Here is a 19,924-nt window from a genome sequence, read left to right as displayed (position 1 = left end):
CCGTTACGCGGGCACCCGGTCCATGGCCTCCGCGCGGCGTACCCCGTAGGAGCGCCAGGGCCGCCACCGGTCCGAGCCGGGTGTCCCGTACGGGTCCACATCGGGGTCGCCCAGGCCGCGCATCCGGATCAGCTTCGCGGTGGCCGGGTCGATGCCCGGCAGCCGCAGCAGCGCCTGTTCGGCCGCATCCCGGTCGGCCCCCGCGTCGAGCTGTGCGCCGCCGTCGGCGAGAGCGGTGGCGAGTGCCCGCAGCACCGGGTCGGACACCGCACCCGCCAGGACGCCCGGTTCGGGGAACACATGGGTGAGCCCGCCGCAGGGCACGTCCAGGACCTTTCCGTACGTCTCGACCAGCTCACCGGCGGCCGCCGGGCCCAGCAGCGCCCGTACGGCGAACTCCTCGGGGTCCGCCGTACCGGGCGAGCGCAGTCCCGGCCGGGCGGCGACACCCGGTGCGAGCAGCGGATCGGCGCCCAGCAGCTCGTCCACGGCGTACGGGTCGGCGTCCAGGTCGAACAGCCGGCGCAGCCGCTGCACCGCGGTGGTCAGGTCCCGCAGGTCCGTGAGGTGGATGCGGGCCTCCAGCCATGACCCGGCGGACCGCTCGTCCACGGCGGCGATGCCGGTGCCGTGCGGCAGGCGCAGAGTGCGGCGGTACGTCCGGTGGCCGGGCTCCCCGCTGACCTCCTCGATCCGGCCGACCGCCTCGGCACCGAGCAGGTCGAAGACCTCACGGGCCGCGTACGGACCCCGGTGCGCGAGCCGGAGCGGAATGCCGGTGGTGCGGGCCTGCCGGGGTGCGGCGCCGAGCCCGGTGCCGGCCTCGGTGCGCAGCTCGCTCGGGGTGCGGGCGTAGATCTGCCGGACGGTGTCGTTGAACTGACGCACCGAGGCGAAACCCGCCGCGAACGCAATCTCGGTGACGGGCAGCCCGGTGGTCTGGAGCAGGAGACGCGCGGTGTGCGCGCGCTGGGCGCGAGCCAGGGCGACGGGCCCGGCGCCCAGCTCGGCGTTGAGCTGGCGCTGGACCTGCCGCGAGCTGTAGCCGAGCCGGTGGGCGAGACCGGGGACGCCTTCCCGGTCCACCACACCGTCGCCGATCATCCGCATGGCACGGCCGACCACGTCCGCCCGGGCGTTCCAGTCCGCGGAGCCGGGCACGGCGTCCGGGCGGCAGCGCCGGCACGCCCGGAAGCCGTTGCCCTGGGCGGCGGCCGCGGTCGGGTAGAAGCGGACGTTCTTGCGTTTGGGGGTGACGGCGGGGCAGCTCGGCCGGCAGTAGATGCCGGTCGTTTCGACGGCGAAGAAGAACTCCCCGTCGAAACGCGCGTCGCGGCTGCTCACCGCCTCGTACCTGGTCTCTTCGTCCATCACACCGTCCAGTGTGCGCCACCGGACACGGCCGTACTCGCGGTTTTCGGACGCCGACCAGGCCTGCCCCGGCTACCGGACCCTGCCGCGCTTGGCCTCCATGGCGGCGCGGCCCTCGGCCCCCTTGCGCTTCCAGTCGCGCCGGATCTCGGAGCGGACCCGGGCATCGGTCTTGGCGACGATGCGCTGGTTCTCGCGCAGCAGCTTGCGGTAGCTGTCGAAGCGCCGCTCGGGCAACGATCCGTCCTCGATCGCCGCCAGCACCGCGCAGCCCGGTTCCGCCTCGTGGGCGCAGTCGTGGAACCGGCACTTCGCGGCGAGTTCCTCGATCTCGGAGAAGACCTGGCCGACGCCGGTCTCCGCATCCCACAGGCCGACCCCGCGCAGTCCCGGCGTGTCGATCAGGACACCGCCGGAGGGCAGGACCAGCAGGTTGCGGGTCGTGGTGGTGTGCCGGCCCTTGCCGTCCGTGTCACGGGTGGCCTGCACCTCCATCTCGTCGTGCCCGAGCAGGGTGTTGGCCAGGGTGGACTTGCCCGCGCCGGAAGCCCCGAGCAGCACGCTCGTACCGCCGGAGACGATGGCGGCGAACACGTCGACGCCTTCGCCGGTGGCGGAGCTGACGGGCAGCACCTGCACGCCGGGCGCGAGCCGCTCGACGTCCTGGACGAGGTGGGAGAGCGTGACGGCGTCCGGGACCAGGTCGGCCTTGGTCAGCACGACGAGGGTCTCCGCGGCGCCGTCCCCGGCCGCCGCCCCGTCGCGGAGCAGCGCGTCACCGCCGGCGCTGGACAGGGCCAGGGCCAGGAAGCGCTCCACCCGCCCGAGGTCGAGCTCGACCGCCAGCGAGACGCAGATGGCGATGTGGTCGACGTTGGTGGCGAGCACCTGCCCCTCGGAACGCTGGGAAGAGGTGGAACGGACGAAGGCGGTGCGCCGCGGCAGCAGGGTACGGACGAACCGCGGGTCACCGTCGGGGTCGACGGCGGCCCAGTCGCCCGTGCACACGATCCGCATCGGGTCACGGGGCACGACGAACGCGGTGTCCGCGCGGACCGTGCCGTGCGGGGTGACGATGTCGCACTGCCCGCGGTCGACGCGCACCACGCGCCCCGGCAGCAGCCCCTGTTCGGCGTACGGGGCGAACTCGGCCGCCCAGCCGTCGTCCCAGCCGTAAGCGGTCAGGAGGTGCGCCGACGAGGAGCCCTGAAGAGCGGAGAAGGAAGAAGACGGGAAAGACAAGGGAAACCCTTCACAGGGTGGCCCCGGCAGTGCGCACTGCGGCGCGGAGGTTCTCGAGGTGGGTCAGCCGGCGGCCACGGAAGTGGGAACGATGATCTTCGGCTTGTGGGCAGCGCCCATCGCGGCGACAGTCATCAATGTCCTCACCTCCGGTTTCACGCACGGCCCGGCACGGCGGTCTTCTCCGCCGTCCGTAACGCTGCACACGATAGCCCGCGGCGGCCGGGTGGCGTCAACGGATTTATCGCGGGAGCCCGTTCCGGAGCCCTGCGGCGGCGCCGGGCCGGGAGATCCGGCCGGAATATCACATGCCCTCCCCCGATCGGGTGATACGCATGGAGATCGACCGGTCGCGGACGGTTAGGGTGCCGGACATGACCTCCCCCCAGACAGCCCCCGGCACGTTCACCCAGGCCCAGTTGGGCACGCTCATCCTGATCGGCTGGAGCGGCGAGCACCCCCACGACGGACGCGAAGTCGCCTTCCTGCTCGCCTACTCGCTGGGCGACGGACCGGAAGGACCCGCGGTCGGCGAGGCCGCCATGCGCATCGCCCTGGACCGCTGCGGACTCCCGGCCGGCGGCGGCCCGGTGCGCGCCGACGAGACGCCGGGCCTCCCGGTGAAGCTCCTCGTCCAGGCCGGACAGGCCGTCCTGACGCTGCCTCACTTCAAGGCCCAGTACCCCGTGCCGCCCCAGTGGCTGGCCGCCGCCGCCGAACGGGGCGAGGTGCACACGATGTTCGCCACCCGCCCGTGGCCTCAGGGAGCCCCCGGCCTCCCGGTGGGCGAGGAGGAGTTGCGCCTCTTCGCGGGTGACCCGGAGGTCATCGCGAGCTCCGCCCACTGCGTGCTTCCCGTACGCAGCCTGGGCTGACCGTCCCCGCCACGCACGATGCCCACCGCCCCCCGTGGAGCGGTGGGCATCTGCGTACTCAGGTGCCTCACCCACGCACCGCGGGCGGCCCGGAACCTTCCGGGCCGCCCGCGGTCGTGTCCGGCCTCAGTTGTTGGCGATGCCGTTCCCGGAGAGGACCGGGATGCCGTTCACCAGGTGGGAAAGAGCCTCGTCGCCCTTGGCCTGGGTGGAGTTGTCGGCGCACTGCTGGTTCTGCGGCGAGGACAGGACGTTGATGTCCTGGACCGCCACGGGCACGAGCAGGCCCACGAGCGCACCCGCGTTGGCCTTGACCGGCGCTCCGACGCAGAGCTTGTTCAGCGAGCCCTGGACGAGCTGGACCTGCGGGCTGCCGTCACCCCGGGTCACGCTGTTGCCGAACGAGTCCACGGCACCGTTGCCGTTGACCGACGTGGTGCCCCCCTCGTTCCCGATCGCCATGGCCGAGGGGGCCAGGGCGGCCGACAGGCCGACCAGGGACACGGCCACTGCTGCGCCGGCCATCATCTTCTTCATCACGCTTCACCTTTCGGAGCGTTCCGTTCTGGAACGTACTGATCAACCTCTTACGGAGGCTTCGGTTCCGCGGTTCCACTCAAATGGGTTCGATCCGGCGTAAGTTCGACGTTCCGTCAACCCCGCGACCCCTCTCCGGAGACGCGCGCCCCGGGAACGAGGCCGCCCGCGCCCGGCGGTCCTGGCTCCGCGCCACCCGGCGGCGCCGTCCCGCCGCGCGCCGCCGCCTGCCATTCGGCGAGGAGACGGTCGTAGATCGGCGTGCCGTCCTGCGGGTACCGGTGCGGGTCCCGCCGTTGCTGACTGCCGTGCTGGTCCATGAGTGGCCCTTACCCGGTAAGGCGGTGCGCCTCCGCCGGCACTACGGCAACCGGCCCAGTGGACCCGTCCTTTCGGGGGAGCGTCGGGCCGCGCCCCGGAACGGTGCTGAACACGACGTGGGGCCGACTCGTCCGGGCGGCCGGAACTCCGGCTGCCGCGAGGACGGGTCGGCCCCACGCGTGGTCCAGGAACCGCGGGCACCCCAGGAGTTGCGGGCGCCTCGGTAACGACTAGTCGTTGGCGACGCCGTTGCCGGAGAGGATCGGGATGCCGGACAGGATGTGCGACAGAGCCTCGTCACCCTTGGCCTGGGTGGAGTTCTCGGTGCACTGCTGGTTCTGCGGCGAGGACAGGACGTTGATGTCCTGGACCGCGATCGGGACGGCACCCAGCAGCGAGCCGACGTTGGCCTTGGCAGGCAGGGCGATGCAGGGCTTGTTGAGCGAACCCTGGATCAGCGCGAACTGCGGGCTCCAGTCACCGTGGGTGGCGGAGTTGCCGTACGACTGCACAGCGCCGTTGCCGTTGACCGAGGTGGTGCCCTCTTCGTTGCCGATCGCCATGGCCTGCGGCGCGATCGCGGCGGAGACGCCGACGATCGAAGCGGCGACGGCTGCCGAGGCCAGAATCTTCTTGATCATGAAATAGCCCTTCTGGGGTTTTCTGTTGCCCGCCTGTCCGGAGCGACCTGATCAACTCGCGGTGGCAGAAATGGTTGTGGCGCTTCACTCGAACGGTGCTTCCGCGATCCGTACGGTTACGGAACGCGTGGCACCGGAGAAATACGCGTGCCTCGGAGCGAGGCGGGAACCGACGTCGTGAGGACGGGTCAGCCGCCGACCGGAAGGCCGCCCATGAGCGGAGCGGCACCCTTGACCGCACCGGTGGCCTGCCCGGCGACCTTGGTGACGGTGCCGTCCTTCTGCAGCGAGTCGGCGGCACCGCCGACGGTGTCGACGACCGGGTCGACGGCCTGGGGGGCCGCAGCCACCACCTGGTTGACACCTCCGTCGAGGCTGAAGCTGGGGGCCGTGGCGTTCGTAACGGCGAAGGCGGGAGCAGCCGTTCCGAGAGCAACCACGGAACCGGCAACGAACGCAGCTGTCTTCGCGTACTTCACTTTCGGGTTCCCTTCTGCAGCGGCATCCGCTTCGGTCGCGTCCCCGCGCCGCACCAGCCTTCTTTAGCTGTGACTTCTGCCGCTTTCTCTCTGGGTAACGACCCGATTGCGGCCGGGCAACTGGACGTTTCGGCTTTTCTCGGGTCTGCTTTCCCGTGGCTTCGACAGATTGCATGACTAATCACTGATTCGGGTACGGAGGAGGACACCGGACACGATTCAGTGGTGCACTGTCGGTGCTCCGTCCCGCGCGCCCGACCGGATGTCCGCCCCCAGCCGCCGGCGCACCGCGCCCCGGGCCGGCGGAATGTCTTCGGCCGTTCCGCTGCATCGAGGAGGGCTGCGAACTCCCGGGACGGAACGCAGAAAAGAGGAAAGCCCCGGATCGCATGGAATGCGATCCGGGGCAGACCGGTGCCGAACGGATTCGGCGAGCGCGAATCAGACGTTGGCGCAGGTGTTGCCGAAGGCCGGGTTCAGCAGCCCGATGACGTTCACGGTGTTGCCGCAGACGTTCACCGGAATGTGGATCGGAACCTGGACGACGTTGCCGGACAGCACGCCCGGGGAGTGCACGGCCGCACCCTCGGCGCCGGAGTCGGCGAAGGCCGGGGCGGCGGCACCCATCGCCATGAGGGTTCCGGCGGCGACGGCGGCAATCTTGGTGTACTTCACTTTCAACCCTTTCTTCGACGGAGTCCGGAGCGGCCACGACTTTCGTGCCGCACGAGCGCGGTCCTGATCACTCGTAACTCCGCTGCTGTAATTCGTAACGATTTCAGACGGTAAGCGAAACTCTCCGTCGGGGAGATTCTTCGGAATCCGCCCGAATGACACAGTTCCAGTCACACACTGTCACCGCCGTGGTCGTCCTGATTTCTCGGGCGACCCCGAGAAGGACAGCAGCAGGCCCGGGCCACCGACGGAATTCGCCGACGGCCCGGGCCTGTTGACAGCTGGATCAGCTGTTGCCGGCGCCGTTGCCGGAGAGAACCGGGATGCCGGACAGGATGTGCGACAGCGGCTCGTCACCCTTGGCCTGGGTGGAGTTCTCGGTGCACTGCTGGTTCTGCGGGGAGGACAGGACGTTGACGTCCTGGACCGCGATCGGGATGAGACCGATCAGCGAACCGACGTTGGCCTTGGCCGGCAGGCCGATGCAGGGCTTGTTCAGCGAGCCCTGGACCAGGCCGAACTGCGGGCTGCCGTCGCCGTGCGTCTCGGCGTTGCCGAACGACTGCGAGGCACCGTTGCCGTTGACGGAGGTCGTGCCGCCCGCGTCGCCGATGGCCATCGCCTGCGTTGCGCCGAGACCGAGGATGGAGGCGGCGACGGCACCCGTAGCCAGGACCTTCTTGATCACGATGAACCCTTCTCGTACTGGATGCCCCGTACCGGAGCGCACTGACCAACTGACTTCCGGACGTTTGGTTATCTCCATTCACCCGAATGCCACGACCGCACGGACGCCCGTACGAATGAGTACGAATGAGGTCGGACGACATGGAACGGAAAGGTCAATCGAACACCTATCCGTAGCCCGTCCGAGTGGTCACAGGATTCTCACTGGTTCCACGTTTCCCTCTCGCCTTTGCTTCGTTATGGGTGTCGTCAAGCTCGCCCGCCGGGACGCCCACCCAGCAGAACTGGCAGGCCCGACGGCTGCTGGACCGCCTGATGAATGAATTGCGGGTCAATACCGCCCGCGCCAAATGTCCTAAGGAAGGGCAACCCATGCGAAAAGCCTTGAGTAAAAGCGTGCTCGTCATGGCGGCGGCGTCAGGCATCCTGACCGCCTCCGGTGGCTACGCGTTCGCCGACGCCTCGGCCGACGGTGCCGCGATCGGCTCGCCCGGTGTGGGTTCGGGTAACGCCGTGCAGGTGCCCGTACACATCCCGGTCAACCTGTGCGGCAACACCGTCAACGTGATCGGTGCGCTGAACCCCGCATTCGGCAACGAGTGCGAGAACGAGGACGGCGGCTCCGAGGCCGGCGACGCCCAGGGCGCGGACGCCGACGGTGTCGCCGCGGGCTCCCCCGGCGTGCTGTCGGGCAACCTGATCCAGGCCCCGGTCGACGTCCCGGTCAACGTCTGCGGCAACACGGTCGACGTGGTGGGTCTGCTGAACCCCGCGTTCGGCAACGAGTGCGAGAACGAGTCGGGCGGGGTCGACACCCCGAAGCCCCCGCACCACCACAAGCCGCCGACGCACCACAAGCCGCCGACGGGCCACCACGACCACGACTGCCAGTGCGGCCACCACCACAACCCGCCGAAGCCTCCGAAGCCTCCGAAGCACCACCACGACCACAACTGCCCGCCGAGCCACCACCACAACCCGCCCACGCACAACCCGCCCACGCACAACCCGCCGACGCACACCTGGCACCCGCACAACCCGCCGACCCACACCTGGCACCACACCCCGCCCAAGCACCACAAGCCGCCGCAGATGGCGCACACCGGTGCCAACGACAACCTGGGCATCGCGGGTGGCGCCAGCGCCGCGCTGGTGCTCGGTGGCGGCCTGCTGATGCGCCGCAGCCGCGCCGCGCAGAAGTGACGTAGGGCCTTTCATTCGGGTCATGCCGGACCCCGCGAGCCCGGCATGACTCGAACGAGAGGTCCCGGAACCCGGACATGAGAAAGGTGCGGGGGGGGCCCCCCCCAGCGGGGGGGCCGGCCCGGGGGCTGTGGGGGGGGGGGGGGCGGGGGGGCGGCGGGCGCGGGGGGGGCCCCCCCCGCCCCCGCCCCCCCCCCCCCGCGGCCCCCCCCCCCCCCTCTCCCCGGGCCGGGCTCCCGGGACCGGCGGCCGTCAGGCCCTGGAGAGACCCGCGCGGTCGAGGCACTCGGCGATCGTCGCCGTCTCCACGGCGTCCAGCCGGCGCATCGGCGGGCTCATCACGTTGGTGGTGATGATGCCGCGCAGCATCAGCGCGGTCTTGAACGCGCCGAGCCCGGCCGCCGTGGCGGACGCGGTGCCGGGACGTGCGGCCCGGATGATGTCGAAGAGCCCGACGAGACGGTCCTGTTCGGCCTTCGCCGTAGCCCAGTCGCCGGTGACCGCGGCGTGGTGGAGGCGTACGTACCCGTGCGGGTCGACGTTGCCGAGCCCCGGGACCGAGCCGTCGGCGCCGCCGAGCATCATCGCGTCGACGACCAGCTCATGACCGGTGAGGACGGAGAAGTCCGGCAGATCGCGGGCGCCGAGGACCAGCCGGCGGAACGAGCCGTCGTCCCCGCTGGAGTCCTTCACGCCGGCCAGCACGCCGTCGGCCGCGAGCGGCAGCAGCAGTTCCGGGTCCAGCTTGCTGTGCACGCACACCGGCACGTCGTACGCCAGGAGCGGCAGGTCGACGGCGGCGGCGATGTCCCGGAAGTGCCGGTCGATCTCCAGGTCATGGGTGCGGGTGTAGAACGGCGCGGTGGCGACGACGGCGTCCGCTCCGAGCGCGGCGGCGCGCTGCGCGCGCTCGATCGCCCGGTTGGTGGTGGTCTCGATCGCGCCGACGAGGACCGGCACCTGGCCCGCGGCGGCCGCCACGATGACCTCGATGACCTCGTCCTGCTGTCCGGGCGTCAGGTAGGCGGTCTCGCCGGAGCTGCCGAGGGCGAAGAGCCCGCTGACACCGCCGTCGAGAAGATGCCCCACGACCCGCTCCAGGGAGGGGCGGTCGAGCTCGCCGTCCGCGGTGAGCGGGGTGACGACGGGCGGGATCACTCCCGAGTAGCGGGGGGTTCGGGCGGTCATGCGGTGCTCCTTGCGGACGGTACGGGGGTCGGGTCCCCGGAAGGGGACGCGGGGGTCTGGGGGTGGACGCAGTGCCAGCGGTGTTCGCCGGGCCCGAAGGTCTCCACCGGGAAGGCGGTGGAGCACTCGTCGTCGGCCTTCCAGCAGCGGGTGCTGAACGGACAGCCGGGCGGCGGGTTGGTGGCGGAGGGCACCGGGCCGGTGAGCACGATGCGTTCCGTCGTCTCCAGCAGACTGGGCGTCGCGGAGAGCAGGGCTTCGGTGTACGGGTGGCTGGGGCTTCCCGCCACGTCGGCCGCCCGGCCCTCCTCGACGATGCGGCCGAGGTAGAGGACGGCGATGCGGTCGGCGAGGTAGCGCACGGTCTGGATGTCGTGCGAGATGAACACCATGCCGAGGCCGAGGCGTTCGCGCAGGTCCACGAGGAGGTTCAGCACCTGGGCGCGGACCGAGACGTCGAGCGCGGAGGTGGGTTCGTCGGCGACGATCAGCTCGGGTTCCAGGGCCAGGGCGCGGGCGATGGCGACGCGCTGGCGCTGGCCGCCGGAGAGCTGTCCGGGCAGAGCGGCCAGGGTGTGTCCGGGGAGGCCGACCAGGTCGAGGAGTTCCTCGACGCGTGCCTCACGCTCCTCGCGGGTGCCGCGGCGGTGCACATCCAGCGGGTCGCGCAGGATCTGGCGGACCGTGAGCCGCGGGTTGAGCGCGGTGGAGGGGTCTTGGAAGACGACGCCGACGGCGGAGCCGAATTCGTCGCGTCGCTGGGCCCCGGACATCTCCCACAGGTCCTTGCCGTGGAAGGTGACCTCGCCCTCGGTGGGCTTCTGCAGACCGGTCAGCACCCGGGCCATCGTCGACTTGCCGCAGCCCGACTCGCCGACCAGGCCGACGATCTCGCCGCGCTTGACCTCCAGTGTGGCGTCGGTCAGCGCATGGACGGCGTCGCGGCTGAAGAGACCTCCGCTGCGTGCCTTGTGGCGTACGTGAACGCCGTTGAGCCTGATCACAGGGCGCTCCCTTCCAGCTTCTTCGCGGCCGCCTCGGCCGGGTGGTGGCAGGCGAAGCCGTGGTCCTTCGCGGCGCCGCGCCCGGCGAGTACGGGGGTGGTGGTGCGGCAGAGGTCGGTCGCCGCACCGCAGCGGCCCGCGAAGCGGCATCCCGCGCCGAAGCCCTGGGGTGCGGGGACGACGCCGCGGATCTGGTGGAGCCGCTCGGATCCGGCCTCCAGGGAGACCACGGAGCCGAGGAGGCCGCGGCTGTAGTGGTGGGCGGGGTCGGTGAGGACCGACCGGGTGTCGCCGACCTCGGCGAGCCGTCCCGCGTACATCACGGCGACCCGGTGGGAGAGGTCGCCGACCAGGGCGAGGTCGTGCGAGACCAGCACCATGGCGAAGCCGAGCTCGTCACGGAGCCGGATGAGGAGTTCGACGACCTGGGCCTGGACGGTGACGTCCAGGGCGGTGGTCGGCTCGTCCGCGATCAGGAGGCGGGGGCTGCGGGACAGGGCCATGGCGATGAGCACGCGCTGGCGCTGGCCGCCGGAGAGCTCGTGCGGGTAGCTGCGCAGGGTGCGCTCGGGCGAGAGGCCGACGAGCTCCAGGAGCTCGGCGGGGCTCTTCGTACCGCCGCGCGAGGTCAGCTGCTTGAGCTGGGTACCGACGAGCACGGAGGGGTTGAGGGAGGAGAGCGCGTCCTGGTAGACCATCGCGATCTCGGGGCCCATCAGGGCGCGGCGCTCCTTGGGCGGGAGCTTCAGCAGGTCCCGGCCGCGGTAGAGGATCTCGCCGCTGACCTCTGCGTTGCGGGCGAGGAGGCCCATGACGGCGAGGCTGGTGATGGACTTGCCGCAGCCGGACTCGCCGACCAGGCCGAGGGTCTCGCCCTCGTGGACGGTGAAGTTCAGCTTGTCGACGACGGGGATCTCGCCGTAGCGGTCCGGGAAGCGGATCGCCAGGTCGGTCACGACCAGGAGTTCGTCGGCGTCCGCGCGGACCGGGGTGATGGCGGGCTCGGTCGCGTTGATGTGCCGGGCGAGCTTGGTGAGGGCGGCGTCGATGTCGACGGTGGCGGCGGCCTCGACCGGGTCGGGTGCGGTGGTGGCGGTGGGGTCGGCGGCGGCGCGGGCGTTCTTGGGCGCCGCGGAGGCGTCGGTGAGGCCTTCGGACAGGATGTTGAGCGCGAGGACCGTGATCAGGAGGGCGAGGCCGGGGAAGAAGGTGGCCCACCAGCCGCCCGCCAGGAGGATCTGCCGGCCGTAGGCGAGCACGCTGCCCCAGCTGGGGTCGGGGTCCTGCACACCGGCGCCGATGAAGGAGAGGCTGGCCTCGAAGATGATGGCCTCGGCGACCATGACGGTCGCGAAGACCATGACCGGGGCCATGCAGTTGACGGCGACGTGGCGGAGCACGATGTAACCGCGCCGGGCACCGATGACCTTCTCGGCGGCGACGTAGTCCTCCCCGTACTGGGAGAGGACGTTGGCGCGGACCACGCGGGCCAGCGACGGGGTGTACACGAAGGCGATCGTGAAGATGATCACCGGGATGCTGGTGCCGAACACGGCGACGAGGACGGCCGCGAGCGCGATCGGCGGGAACGACATGATGACGTCGAGCGTGCGCATGACGGACTCGTCGCCGAGCTTGCGCGAGGTGGCGGCGAGCGAGCCGAGCAGGGCTCCCGCGACCAGGGCGCAGGCGGTCGCGCCGAGGCCGATGATCAGCGAGTAGCGCGAGCCGTGCACGACGCGGGCGAAAACGTCGCGTCCCGCCCGGTCGGTGCCGAACCAGTGCTCGCCGCTCGGGGCCTGGACGGGGGTGCCCGTGGTCAGCGGGTCCTGGGTGAGCAGGGGGGCGAGTACGGCGCCGAGGATGACGACGATCAGGACGCCGAGGGCGACGCGGGAGGTGACCGGGAGGGCGCGGAAGGCGACGCCCGGTCGGGACAGCTTCTTGGCCAGACGGCCCGTGGCGAACATGTCACACCGTCCTGATGCGCGGGTTGACCAGCAGGTAGAGCAGGTCGACGATGACGTTGACCACCAGGAACGCGATGGCGATGGTCAGTACGGTGCCCTGGACCAGGGCGATGTCGCCTCCGGTGACACCTTCGAGGATGAGCTTGCCCATGCCGGGCAGGTCGAAGATCGCTTCGATGACGACGGCGCCGCTGAGCAGGTAACCGACCTTGACGCCGAGCACGGTGAGCGGAGTGACGAGGGCGTTGCGCAGCACGGAACGGATGACCAGGAAGACCGGCAGGCCGTTGCCCTGGGCGGTACGCACGTAGTCCCGGTCGAGTTCGGTGACCATCGACGTACGGATCAGGCGGGCGAGCGACGCGGCGACGGGCACCGCGAGCGACACGGCGGGCAGGATCATCGTCCGGAGCCACCCGCCGAACGAGTCGGCGATATTGGTGTACCCGCCGGTCGGGAAGATCTGGGTGTTCAGGGCGAACTGCTGGATGAGCAGGACGCCGAGCCAGAAGGACGGAACGGCGACCCCGGCCATGGACAGGACCCGGAAGAGCTGGTCGGGCCAGCGGTCGCGGTACATCGCGCCCAGGACGCCGCCCGCGACGGCGAGGACGATGGCGATGATGAGCCCGAGGATGGTGAGCTGGAGGGTGAGCGGGAAGGCGGCGGTGATCCGGTCGATCACGGGCTGGCTCGGCGGGACGGTCGAGCCGAGATCGAGGTGGATCAGTTGGCCGAGGAAGTGGAAGTAGCGCACGATCAACGGGTCGTTGAGCCCGTTGGCCTCGGCGAAGGCCTCCCGGGCCTCAGGGCTGGCGCTCTCCCCGAGCGCGTTGTAGGCCGGGTCGACCGGCGAGAACTGCAGCACCACGAAGACGAGCAACGCGATACCGAGGATCATCACCGGCATCATCGCGACGCGACGCAGCGCGAGCCGGAGAAAAGCAACCATCGTCGGGTTCCTTGCGGTTGGGCGGTCATCCGGTCCGGGACACCGAGGGTGTCCGGTGTCTTCCCGACCGGGTTATCGGGCGCGGCGGGGGCGGCGCCGGTCTGTGGCCTCGCGTCCGGACCGGGGCGGGCCGGCCTGCGCCGGTCCGGACGAGAGGTGCTGGGTGCCGGGTCGTACGGCGGTCTGTGCGGGGGCTGCCGTACGACCCGGCGGGCGTGGCGGTCAGGCGCGGCCGACGTCCAGGAAGGAGAGGCCGGTGGTCGGCAGCGGCTTGAAGCCGGTGAGACCCTTCTCGTTCCAGGCGGTGGGCAGCTTGCGGTGCAGGATCGGGTAGAGCGGGACCTCGTCGGCGAGGACGTCGGTGATCTGGCCCCACAGCTGCTTGCGGGTCGCCTCGTCGCCGGACTGGGCGGCCTTGTCGAGGAGCTGCTTGACCTTCTTGTACTCGGCGGTCTTGGACCAGCCGTAGCGCTTCTCCGGCCAGAAGCCGTAGTAGAACCAGCGCATCAGCAGGTCCACGTCGTTGCCGAAGACCGACGGGTCGCCGGGGGCGACGAGGACCTCGAAGTCACCGCCGTCGACCTTGGCGTACTGGGCGGCGGACTGGGCGATGCCGAGGGTGGCCTCGATGCCGGCCGCGGCCCAGCTCTCCTTGATCAGCGGGGCGATGTCCTTGACCCAGCCGGTGTCGGTGGTCAGGACGGTGAACTTGAGGTCCTTCACCCCTGCTTCGGCGAGCAGCTTCTTCGCCTTCGCCACGTCGTGCGTGTAGACGGTGGCGGCCTTGTGGTAGTCGGGGTGCGTGGTGGGGACGTAGCCCGTGGCGGCGGCGGCGTTGCCGACCATGGCGGTCTTGATGATCTTCTCGGTGTCCAGCGCGTAGTGCAGGGCCTGGCGGACCCGCTTGTCGGCGAACCGCTTGTCGGCGGTGTTGAACATCAGGAAGAGCAGACCGAAGGACTGCACGGACTCGGTCTTCGCCGAGGCGGAGAGCCCCTTCACGTCGATGTACGGGACGTCCTCGATGGCCTGGACGCGGCCGGACTGCATGGCGCTGACGCGGGCCGACTGGTCCGATATCAGGCGCCAGACCATCTTCTTGGCCTTGGCGGGGTGTGCGCCGTTGTACTTGTCGTACTTCTCGAAGACGATCTTGTCTTCGCGGGTCGCCGAGACGAACTTGTACGGACCCGAGCCGACGGGCTTGGCGTCGAATCCCTTGACGTCGGCCTCGACGACCTTCTTCGGCACGATCCGGGCCACGGCGATGCGGGACGGGAAGAGCGCGAAGGGGTACTTGAGCTTGAACTCGACCGTGCCGGCGTCGACGGCCTTGACGGTGTCGATGAAGGGCACGAACTGTGCCATCAGCGAGGCGTTCTTCTCGTCCAGGATGCGTTCGAAGCTGAACACGACGTCGTCGGCGGTGACGGCCGAACCGTCGTGGAAGGTCGCACCCTTGCGGAGCGTGGCGCGGTAGGTGGTCGCGTTGATCTTCTTCGGCATCTCGGTGGCGAGAGCAGGCCGTGCCACGAGTGTTGCCGGATCGAGATCCACCAACCCCTCGAAGATGTGCATATTGGCGGCGTACGGCGTCGCGCCCGAGGTGATCATCGGGTCGAAGCCGGTCGACAGCGGGTAGGACATGCCGGCCTCGATGAGAGCGGTGTCGCCGCCCTTGCCCGTCGAGCCGTTGGAGGTCGAGGACGGTCCGCCGCATGCGGAAAGGCCCGCCGTGATGGCGGCCGCGGCACCGACGGCACTGGTGTAACGCAGGAAGGTGCGGCGCTCGACACCGGCTGCTCTCAGCTCGGGCACGGGTCCTCCAGGGACTTGAGGTGGGACGTCAGGGGTGAAAACGGGGGGTCCGGCACAGGTTCACGGGGGCCGTAAACCCTGAAGCATCAGACGTCAGATGTCTGATGCCTTGATAGCGTGGGAACGTAGCTTGACAATTGATGGGGGTCAAGAGGTGGGGAGTTCACATATGTCCGGAACGAGGCCCGGGCGACAGCTGCTCCGGCAGGAAGTCGTCGACGGGATCAAGCGGTACATCCTCGAAAAAAGGCTCCGTCCCGGAGATCCACTGCCCACCGAGCCCGCACTGTGCGAGGCGCTCGGCGCCAGTCGCTCCAGCGTCCGTGAGGCCGTCAAGATCCTGAACGCGCTGGACATCGTGGAGGTCCGCCACGGGCACGGCACCTACGTGGGCCGGCTGAGCCTGTCCGCCCTGGTGGAGAGCCTCACCTTCCGCGGACTGCTCTCGCCCGACGACGACTTCCAGGTGATGGCCGACCTGGTTGACGTACGCGAGCTCTTCGAGCGCGGGATGGCCGACCGGATCGTCTCGACGCTCACCCCGGAGCAGCTGGACGCCCTGGACGGCCTGGTGGCCACCATGCGCGAGACCGGGGCCCAGGAGGGCCACGGATTCGTCGACGCGGACCGCGCCTTCCACGCCCTTCTCGTGGCGCCGCTCGGCAACGACCTGATCGGTCAGCTCTCGATGGCGTTCTGGGATGTGTACACGATCGTCGCGCCCCACCTGGACGGATTCACGCACGCCGACGAGACGGCGACGATCGCCGCCCACCAGAACATCGTGGACGCGGCCCGGGCCGGCGACAGCGTCGGCTTCATCAAGGCGCTCGGCGAGCACTACGCCCCGGTCCGGCGCCGGATCTCCGAGGCCCGCGCCCGGCGCTGAGCCGCCCGCCCCGAACCACCCGGAGCCGGTGGAGCCGGCCGGACGGACCCTTGACGACCCCCGTAGTGGGTGCCTAGGGTCCGTGTGCCGACAGGACATCAGACGTCATCCGTCTGATGACCGGTGCATCACCTCGCACCCGGCACTTCCCGCTGCGCCCCCAGGAGGGCACCTCCATGCCGTTCACGGACCTCTCACTCGCGGACTGCCGCGACTACCGGCCGACACTTCCCGTTCCTGCGGACTTCGACGCCTTCTGGTCGCGGACCCTGGACGAGGCCCGGTCCTGCGCGGCGGACAAGCCCGTGTTCACGGCGGTGGAGACCGGGCTCACCCAGGTCCGTACGTACGACGTGACGGTCCCCGGCTTCGCCGGGCAGCCGGTGCGCGGCTGGCTGCGGATGCCGGCCGGGGCGAGCGAACCGCTGGGCTGCGTCGTGGAGTTCCTCGGCTACGGCCGCGGGCGGGGCCTGGCGCACGAGAACCTGCTGTGGGCGTCGGCCGGTTACGCGCATCTGCTCATGGACACCCGCGGCCAGGGCTGGTCGGCCGCGGGTGGCGACACCGCCGATCCGGACGGGGGCGCGCCCGGCGTCGTACCCGGCTTCCTCACCCGGGGCATCGAGAGCCCCGAAACGTACTACTACCGGCGGCTGTTCACCGACGCGGTGCGCTGTGTCGACGCGGTGCGCGCCCGCCCCGAGATCGATCCTGACCGGATCGTGGTGACCGGCGTCAGCCAGGGCGGCGGGATCGCGCTCGCCGTCTCGGGGCTCGTGCCCGGGCTGGCCGGGGTGATGCCGGACGTGCCGTTCCTCTGCAACTTCCGTCGCGGGGCGGAGATCTCGAGCCGCCCGCCGTTCACCGAGATCGCCGAGTACCTCAAACTCCACCGCGACCGCACCGAGTCGGTCTTCTCCACCCTGTCGTACTTCGACGCCGCACTGCTCGCCACCCGGGCCACGGCCCCCGCCCTGTTCTCCATCGCGATGATGGACGACATCTGCCCGCCCTCCACCTGCTTCACCGCCTACAACGGCTACGCCGGGCCCAAGGACGTGCGGATCTACGCGTTCAACGGGCACGAGGGCGGCGCGGAGTATCAGCAGCGGGAACAACTGGCCTGGGTGCGCTCCCTGTTCGCAGGCCTGCCGACCGGGCAGGCCGGCCACTCCTGACCGGAGGCACCTTCCGTGCGCAGACGATCCATGCTCCTTGCCGCAGGCGCGGCAGCCCTGAGCACCCAGCTCGGCGGCCGCGCCTTCGCCGCTGCTTCGAGCAGCGGCCCGATCCTGGACCACGACACCCCGGTGGACCTGGACGGCAGCGAGTACGTCGACCTGTCGAACCAGGCCGGCGTACTCGCCCCGCTCACCGCGGGAACCATCGTCGTCACCTTCCGCACCACCAGTCACAACGAAGCGATGACGCTGCTCAGCGCCTCGGATCCCACCGCCCCCTCCTCCAACATCACGCTGAACCTGAGCGGCGGTGCCCTTCAGTTCTCCGTACGCGACAAGGGCGCAGTCCTCATTAATGTCATGACCCGGACACGGTACGACGACGGGCTGCGCCACACCGTCGCCGTCACGGTCGACGCGTCGGGCACCAAGCTGCACGCCGGCGGGCACACCGTCTTCCAGACGGCGCAGCGCGCCTTCTTCAAGAACGTCACCAAGCCGACCTCCCTCTCGCTGGGCCGCAACACCGACAGCGACCACCCCGGCGGCGAGTGGTTCTGCACCGGCACCATCGAGCGGGCCGCGGTCTGGGACCGGGTGCTGAGCGAGAGCGAACTGGTCGCGCAGAGCCCGCGCCCCGATCTCGCGGACCTGGGCCGGATCTCCACGATCCTCAACAGCGACACCCCGGCCACCTGGGTCGTCACCGGAGACAGCATCACCCACGGCGCGCTGCACACCCACGGCTGGCGCAGCTACCCGGAGCACTGGATGGAGCGGGTGCGCTGGGAGCTGGGCAAGCCGAAGAACCGCGACTTCATGGTCGACTCCGGGGTGAGCGGTGCGACCAGCGCCGAACTCGTCGCACGGTTCGACGAGCGGGTCACGGCCTTCTCGCCGCACGTCGTGTCGATCATGATCGGTACGAACGACATCGCGACGTCCGGGCTGGGCCTCGACGCCTACCGGGCCAACCTCGTCTCGCTCGTGGGCTCGGTGCGGGCGCTACCCGGCTCCCCGGTGCCGGTCCTGCAGTCACCCAACCCGGTCGATCCGGCGAAGTGGCCGGGCCGGGTGAACCTCTCGCAGTACGCGCGAGTCATGGGCGAGGTCGCGGCACAGCAGAAGGCCGTCTTCGTCGACCACTACAACGACTGGCTGAACGGCAACGGCGGCCAGGTCCCCCTGTCCCTCCTCAGCGACGGACTCCACCCCAACGAGCGCGGCCACCACCGCGTCGCGCTCAGGATGATCAAGGATCTGCGGATCTTCGAGGCAAGCAGCGCGGTCTGTTCCCTGAACATCCCGTAGCCGGGCGCGCCTCCCCCTGTCTCCCACCCTTCGAGAAGCCCCACCCCTTCCGAGAAGAGAGATCGTCCATGAAGAGAACTGTCCCGGTCGCCCTGCTCGGCGCCGCCCTGATGGTGGTCACCACGACCGGCACCGCGCAGGCCGCGTCGCCCGCCCCCGGCACGCTCACCTCCCAGGACCTGACCGTCGCCGGAGTCGGCTCCCCCTACTACCGCATCCCGGCTCTGACCACGTCGGTCAAGGGCACCGTGCTGGCGGCCTATGACGCCCGCCCCACGCTCGGGGACCTGCCGTCCAACATCGGCATCGTGCTGCGGCGCAGCACCGACGGCGGGACGACCTGGCAGGCACAGCAGGTGGTCCGCAAGGACCCCGCCCCCCAGGGCTACGGGGACCCGAGCCTGCTCGTCGACCGGACCACCGGCCGCATCTTCCTGTTCTACGCGGCGGGAGTGAACCAGGGCTTCTTCGGCTCGGCCACCGGCAACGACGAGACCGACCCGAACGTCCTGCAGGCGGACTACAGCTACTCGGACGACGACGGGGTGACCTGGACCCACCGCCGGATCACCAAGCAGATCAAGAACCCGGCCTGGGGCGGGATGTTCGCATCGTCCGGCGAGGGCATCCAGGTGCGCAACGGGGCCTACAAGGGCCGGCTGATCCAGCAGTACGCCATCCGCAACAACGGGGCCAACTACGCGGTCAGCGCCTACAGCGACGACCACGGCGCGACCTGGAAGATGGGCACGCCGGTCGGCCCCGGCGGCGACGAGAACAAGACCGTCGAGCTGAACGACGGCACGATCATGCTCAACAACCGCTCGGCGCCGTACCGGACGATCGCGTACTCCAAGGACGGCGGGGTCACCTACACCCCGTTCGTCCAGGACACCGAGCTCCCCGACCCGGCGAACAACGCCTCGGTCATGCGCTACGCTCCCGACGCCGCGGCTTCGGACCCGCAGTCCTCCTGGCTGCTGTTCAGCAACACCGAGGCCACGTCACGGAAGAACCTCACGGTCAAGATGTCCTGTGACAACGGAAAGACCTGGCCGATCAAGAAGGTGGTCGACGCGGGCGCCGCGGCCTACTCGACGCTGACCCGGCTGCCGGGCGGCCGGCTGGGGCTGCTGTACGAGCGCGGCAACGTCGACCACATCACTTACTCCTCCTTCGACCTGAAGTGGCTCGGCGGCACCTGCGCCGACATCACGATCACCCCGCCGGCGACCCTCAAGGCGGGGACGAGCGCCACCGTGACGGTCCGGGTCGTCAACCGGATGGACGTGACCCGTAGCGCCGGCACCGTCGACCTGGCCGTGCCGAGCGGCTGGACGGCCACGCGGACCGCGATCCCCGCGATGAGGCCCGGTGAGGGCGCCAACGTCAAGGTCCCGGTCACCGTGCCCGCAGGCGCGTCGGGGAACGCCACGCTGACCGCCACGTACAAGGCGGACGGCAAGCAGGCCTCGGGCAGCGCGACGGTCACGGTCACGCCGTAGCCCGAAGGATGGCCCTGCGTCCAGTCGCCACGGGGCGGCTGGACGCAGGTTGCCGACACCCCGTTCAATGGGCGC

General features: G+C 70.3%; 19 protein-coding genes. 6 read left to right on the top strand and 13 right to left on the bottom strand.

Features of this window, described 5'->3' with window-relative positions; all coding sequences use genetic code 11:
- Positions 1–3 precede the first annotated feature (3 nt).
- Positions 4–1,371, bottom strand: coding sequence for a DNA-3-methyladenine glycosylase 2 family protein (locus ACIBJG_RS02410; RefSeq protein ID WP_399303294.1), 1,368 nt, complete (start codon positions 1,369–1,371; stop codon positions 4–6).
- A 72-nt stretch (positions 1,372–1,443) separates the two neighbouring features.
- Positions 1,444–2,613 carry a ribosome small subunit-dependent GTPase A gene (rsgA, locus tag ACIBJG_RS02405; RefSeq protein WP_399303053.1) on the bottom strand — a complete coding sequence of 390 codons (1,170 nt, stop codon included), beginning with the start codon at positions 2,611–2,613 and terminating at the stop codon, positions 1,444–1,446.
- A gap of 374 nt (positions 2,614–2,987) precedes the next feature.
- On the opposite strand from rsgA, the gene ACIBJG_RS02400 reads away from it, so the two are divergent.
- On the top strand, positions 2,988–3,488 hold the full coding sequence (locus ACIBJG_RS02400; protein ID WP_399303051.1) for a DUF5949 family protein: 501 nt from the start codon (positions 2,988–2,990) through the stop codon (positions 3,486–3,488).
- A gap of 126 nt (positions 3,489–3,614) precedes the next feature.
- On the opposite strand, the gene ACIBJG_RS02395 is transcribed toward ACIBJG_RS02400, so the two are convergent.
- From ACIBJG_RS02395 to ACIBJG_RS02370, 6 genes are all read right to left on the bottom strand, one after another.
- Complete coding sequence (locus tag ACIBJG_RS02395; RefSeq protein ID WP_399303049.1) at positions 3,615–4,025, bottom strand: rodlin; 411 nt, start codon at positions 4,023–4,025, stop codon at positions 3,615–3,617.
- A 116-nt stretch (positions 4,026–4,141) separates the two neighbouring features.
- Entirely contained in the window at positions 4,142–4,345 is a 204-nt protein-coding gene (locus ACIBJG_RS02390) for a hypothetical protein (RefSeq protein WP_399303047.1), read from the bottom strand.
- Between the two features lie 231 nt (positions 4,346–4,576).
- Positions 4,577–4,987, bottom strand: coding sequence for a rodlin (locus ACIBJG_RS02385; protein ID WP_399303045.1), 411 nt, complete (start codon positions 4,985–4,987; stop codon positions 4,577–4,579).
- A 188-nt stretch (positions 4,988–5,175) separates the two neighbouring features.
- Positions 5,176–5,466 carry a hypothetical protein gene (locus ACIBJG_RS02380; protein WP_399303044.1) on the bottom strand — a complete coding sequence of 97 codons (291 nt, stop codon included), beginning with the start codon at positions 5,464–5,466 and terminating at the stop codon, positions 5,176–5,178.
- A 441-nt stretch (positions 5,467–5,907) separates the two neighbouring features.
- On the bottom strand, positions 5,908–6,141 hold the full coding sequence (locus ACIBJG_RS02375; RefSeq protein ID WP_399303042.1) for a chaplin: 234 nt from the start codon (positions 6,139–6,141) through the stop codon (positions 5,908–5,910).
- A gap of 286 nt (positions 6,142–6,427) precedes the next feature.
- Positions 6,428–6,829 carry a rodlin gene (locus ACIBJG_RS02370; protein WP_148016803.1) on the bottom strand — a complete coding sequence of 134 codons (402 nt, stop codon included), beginning with the start codon at positions 6,827–6,829 and terminating at the stop codon, positions 6,428–6,430.
- A 395-nt stretch (positions 6,830–7,224) separates the two neighbouring features.
- On the opposite strand from ACIBJG_RS02370, the gene ACIBJG_RS02365 reads away from it, so the two are divergent.
- Positions 7,225–8,031, top strand: a complete 807-nt coding sequence (locus tag ACIBJG_RS02365; RefSeq protein ID WP_399303292.1) for a chaplin — start codon at positions 7,225–7,227, stop codon at positions 8,029–8,031.
- Between the two features lie 252 nt (positions 8,032–8,283).
- Here the strand turns inward: ACIBJG_RS02365 and ACIBJG_RS02360 are convergent, their stop codons facing one another.
- The 5 genes from ACIBJG_RS02360 to ACIBJG_RS02340 all read right to left on the bottom strand — a co-directional run bounded on the left by ACIBJG_RS02360 (position 8,284) and on the right by ACIBJG_RS02340 (position 14,963).
- Positions 8,284–9,219, bottom strand: a complete 936-nt coding sequence (locus ACIBJG_RS02360) for a dihydrodipicolinate synthase family protein (RefSeq protein WP_399303040.1) — start codon at positions 9,217–9,219, stop codon at positions 8,284–8,286.
- Complete coding sequence (locus ACIBJG_RS02355) at positions 9,216–10,223, bottom strand: oligopeptide/dipeptide ABC transporter ATP-binding protein (RefSeq protein ID WP_399303038.1); 1,008 nt, start codon at positions 10,221–10,223, stop codon at positions 9,216–9,218. Before ACIBJG_RS02355 ends, ACIBJG_RS02360 begins: the two co-directional genes overlap by 4 nt.
- Positions 10,220–12,193, bottom strand: coding sequence for a dipeptide/oligopeptide/nickel ABC transporter permease/ATP-binding protein (locus tag ACIBJG_RS02350; RefSeq protein ID WP_399303036.1), 1,974 nt, complete (start codon positions 12,191–12,193; stop codon positions 10,220–10,222). Before ACIBJG_RS02350 ends, ACIBJG_RS02355 begins: the two co-directional genes overlap by 4 nt.
- A 1-nt stretch (position 12,194) precedes the next feature.
- On the bottom strand, positions 12,195–13,145 hold the full coding sequence (locus ACIBJG_RS02345; protein WP_399303034.1) for an ABC transporter permease: 951 nt from the start codon (positions 13,143–13,145) through the stop codon (positions 12,195–12,197).
- Between the two features lie 222 nt (positions 13,146–13,367).
- Entirely contained in the window at positions 13,368–14,963 is a 1,596-nt protein-coding gene (locus tag ACIBJG_RS02340; protein ID WP_399303032.1) for an ABC transporter substrate-binding protein, read from the bottom strand.
- A gap of 169 nt (positions 14,964–15,132) precedes the next feature.
- On the opposite strand from ACIBJG_RS02340, the gene ACIBJG_RS02335 reads away from it, so the two are divergent.
- From ACIBJG_RS02335 to ACIBJG_RS02320, 4 genes are all read left to right on the top strand, one after another.
- On the top strand, positions 15,133–15,852 hold the full coding sequence (locus tag ACIBJG_RS02335) for a FadR/GntR family transcriptional regulator (RefSeq protein ID WP_399303030.1): 720 nt from the start codon (positions 15,133–15,135) through the stop codon (positions 15,850–15,852).
- A 176-nt stretch (positions 15,853–16,028) separates the two neighbouring features.
- Positions 16,029–17,030 (top strand): acetylxylan esterase, encoded by a 1,002-nt coding sequence (locus ACIBJG_RS02330; protein ID WP_399303290.1) that lies wholly within the window; start codon positions 16,029–16,031, stop codon positions 17,028–17,030.
- Positions 17,031–17,045: 15 nt separating this feature from the next.
- On the top strand, positions 17,046–18,344 hold the full coding sequence (locus ACIBJG_RS02325) for a GDSL-type esterase/lipase family protein (RefSeq protein ID WP_399303028.1): 1,299 nt from the start codon (positions 17,046–17,048) through the stop codon (positions 18,342–18,344).
- Positions 18,345–18,412: 68 nt separating this feature from the next.
- A complete protein-coding gene (locus tag ACIBJG_RS02320) occupies positions 18,413–19,849 on the top strand; it encodes an exo-alpha-sialidase (protein ID WP_399303026.1) in 1,437 nt (478 codons plus the stop codon).
- Positions 19,850–19,924: the final 75 nt, after the last annotated feature.

It is taken from the genome of Streptomyces sp. NPDC050422 (assembly GCF_044458665.1).
Lineage (GTDB): Bacteria > Actinomycetota > Actinomycetes > Streptomycetales > Streptomycetaceae > Streptomyces.
This window is presented reverse-complemented; position numbering and strand designations above follow the sequence as displayed.

Excerpts from the sequence above, each read along its gene's own strand:
- ACIBJG_RS02410 (WP_399303294.1), bottom strand. The coding sequence starts at position 1,371 with ATGGACGAAGAGACCAGGTACGAGGCGGTGAGCAGCCGCGACGCGCGT.
- ACIBJG_RS02400 (WP_399303051.1), top strand. The coding sequence starts at position 2,988 with ATGACCTCCCCCCAGACAGCCCCCGGCACGTTCACCCAGGCCCAGTTG.
- ACIBJG_RS02395 (WP_399303049.1), bottom strand. The coding sequence starts at position 4,025 with ATGAAGAAGATGATGGCCGGCGCAGCAGTGGCCGTGTCCCTGGTCGGC.
- ACIBJG_RS02390 (WP_399303047.1), bottom strand. The coding sequence starts at position 4,345 with ATGGACCAGCACGGCAGTCAGCAACGGCGGGACCCGCACCGGTACCCG.
- ACIBJG_RS02385 (WP_399303045.1), bottom strand. The coding sequence starts at position 4,987 with ATGATCAAGAAGATTCTGGCCTCGGCAGCCGTCGCCGCTTCGATCGTC.
- ACIBJG_RS02360 (WP_399303040.1), bottom strand. The coding sequence starts at position 9,219 with ATGACCGCCCGAACCCCCCGCTACTCGGGAGTGATCCCGCCCGTCGTC.
- ACIBJG_RS02350 (WP_399303036.1), bottom strand. The coding sequence starts at position 12,193 with ATGTTCGCCACGGGCCGTCTGGCCAAGAAGCTGTCCCGACCGGGCGTC.
- ACIBJG_RS02345 (WP_399303034.1), bottom strand. The coding sequence starts at position 13,145 with ATGGTTGCTTTTCTCCGGCTCGCGCTGCGTCGCGTCGCGATGATGCCG.
- ACIBJG_RS02335 (WP_399303030.1), top strand. The coding sequence starts at position 15,133 with ATGTCCGGAACGAGGCCCGGGCGACAGCTGCTCCGGCAGGAAGTCGTC.
- ACIBJG_RS02330 (WP_399303290.1), top strand. The coding sequence starts at position 16,029 with ATGCCGTTCACGGACCTCTCACTCGCGGACTGCCGCGACTACCGGCCG.
- ACIBJG_RS02320 (WP_399303026.1), top strand. The coding sequence starts at position 18,413 with ATGAAGAGAACTGTCCCGGTCGCCCTGCTCGGCGCCGCCCTGATGGTG.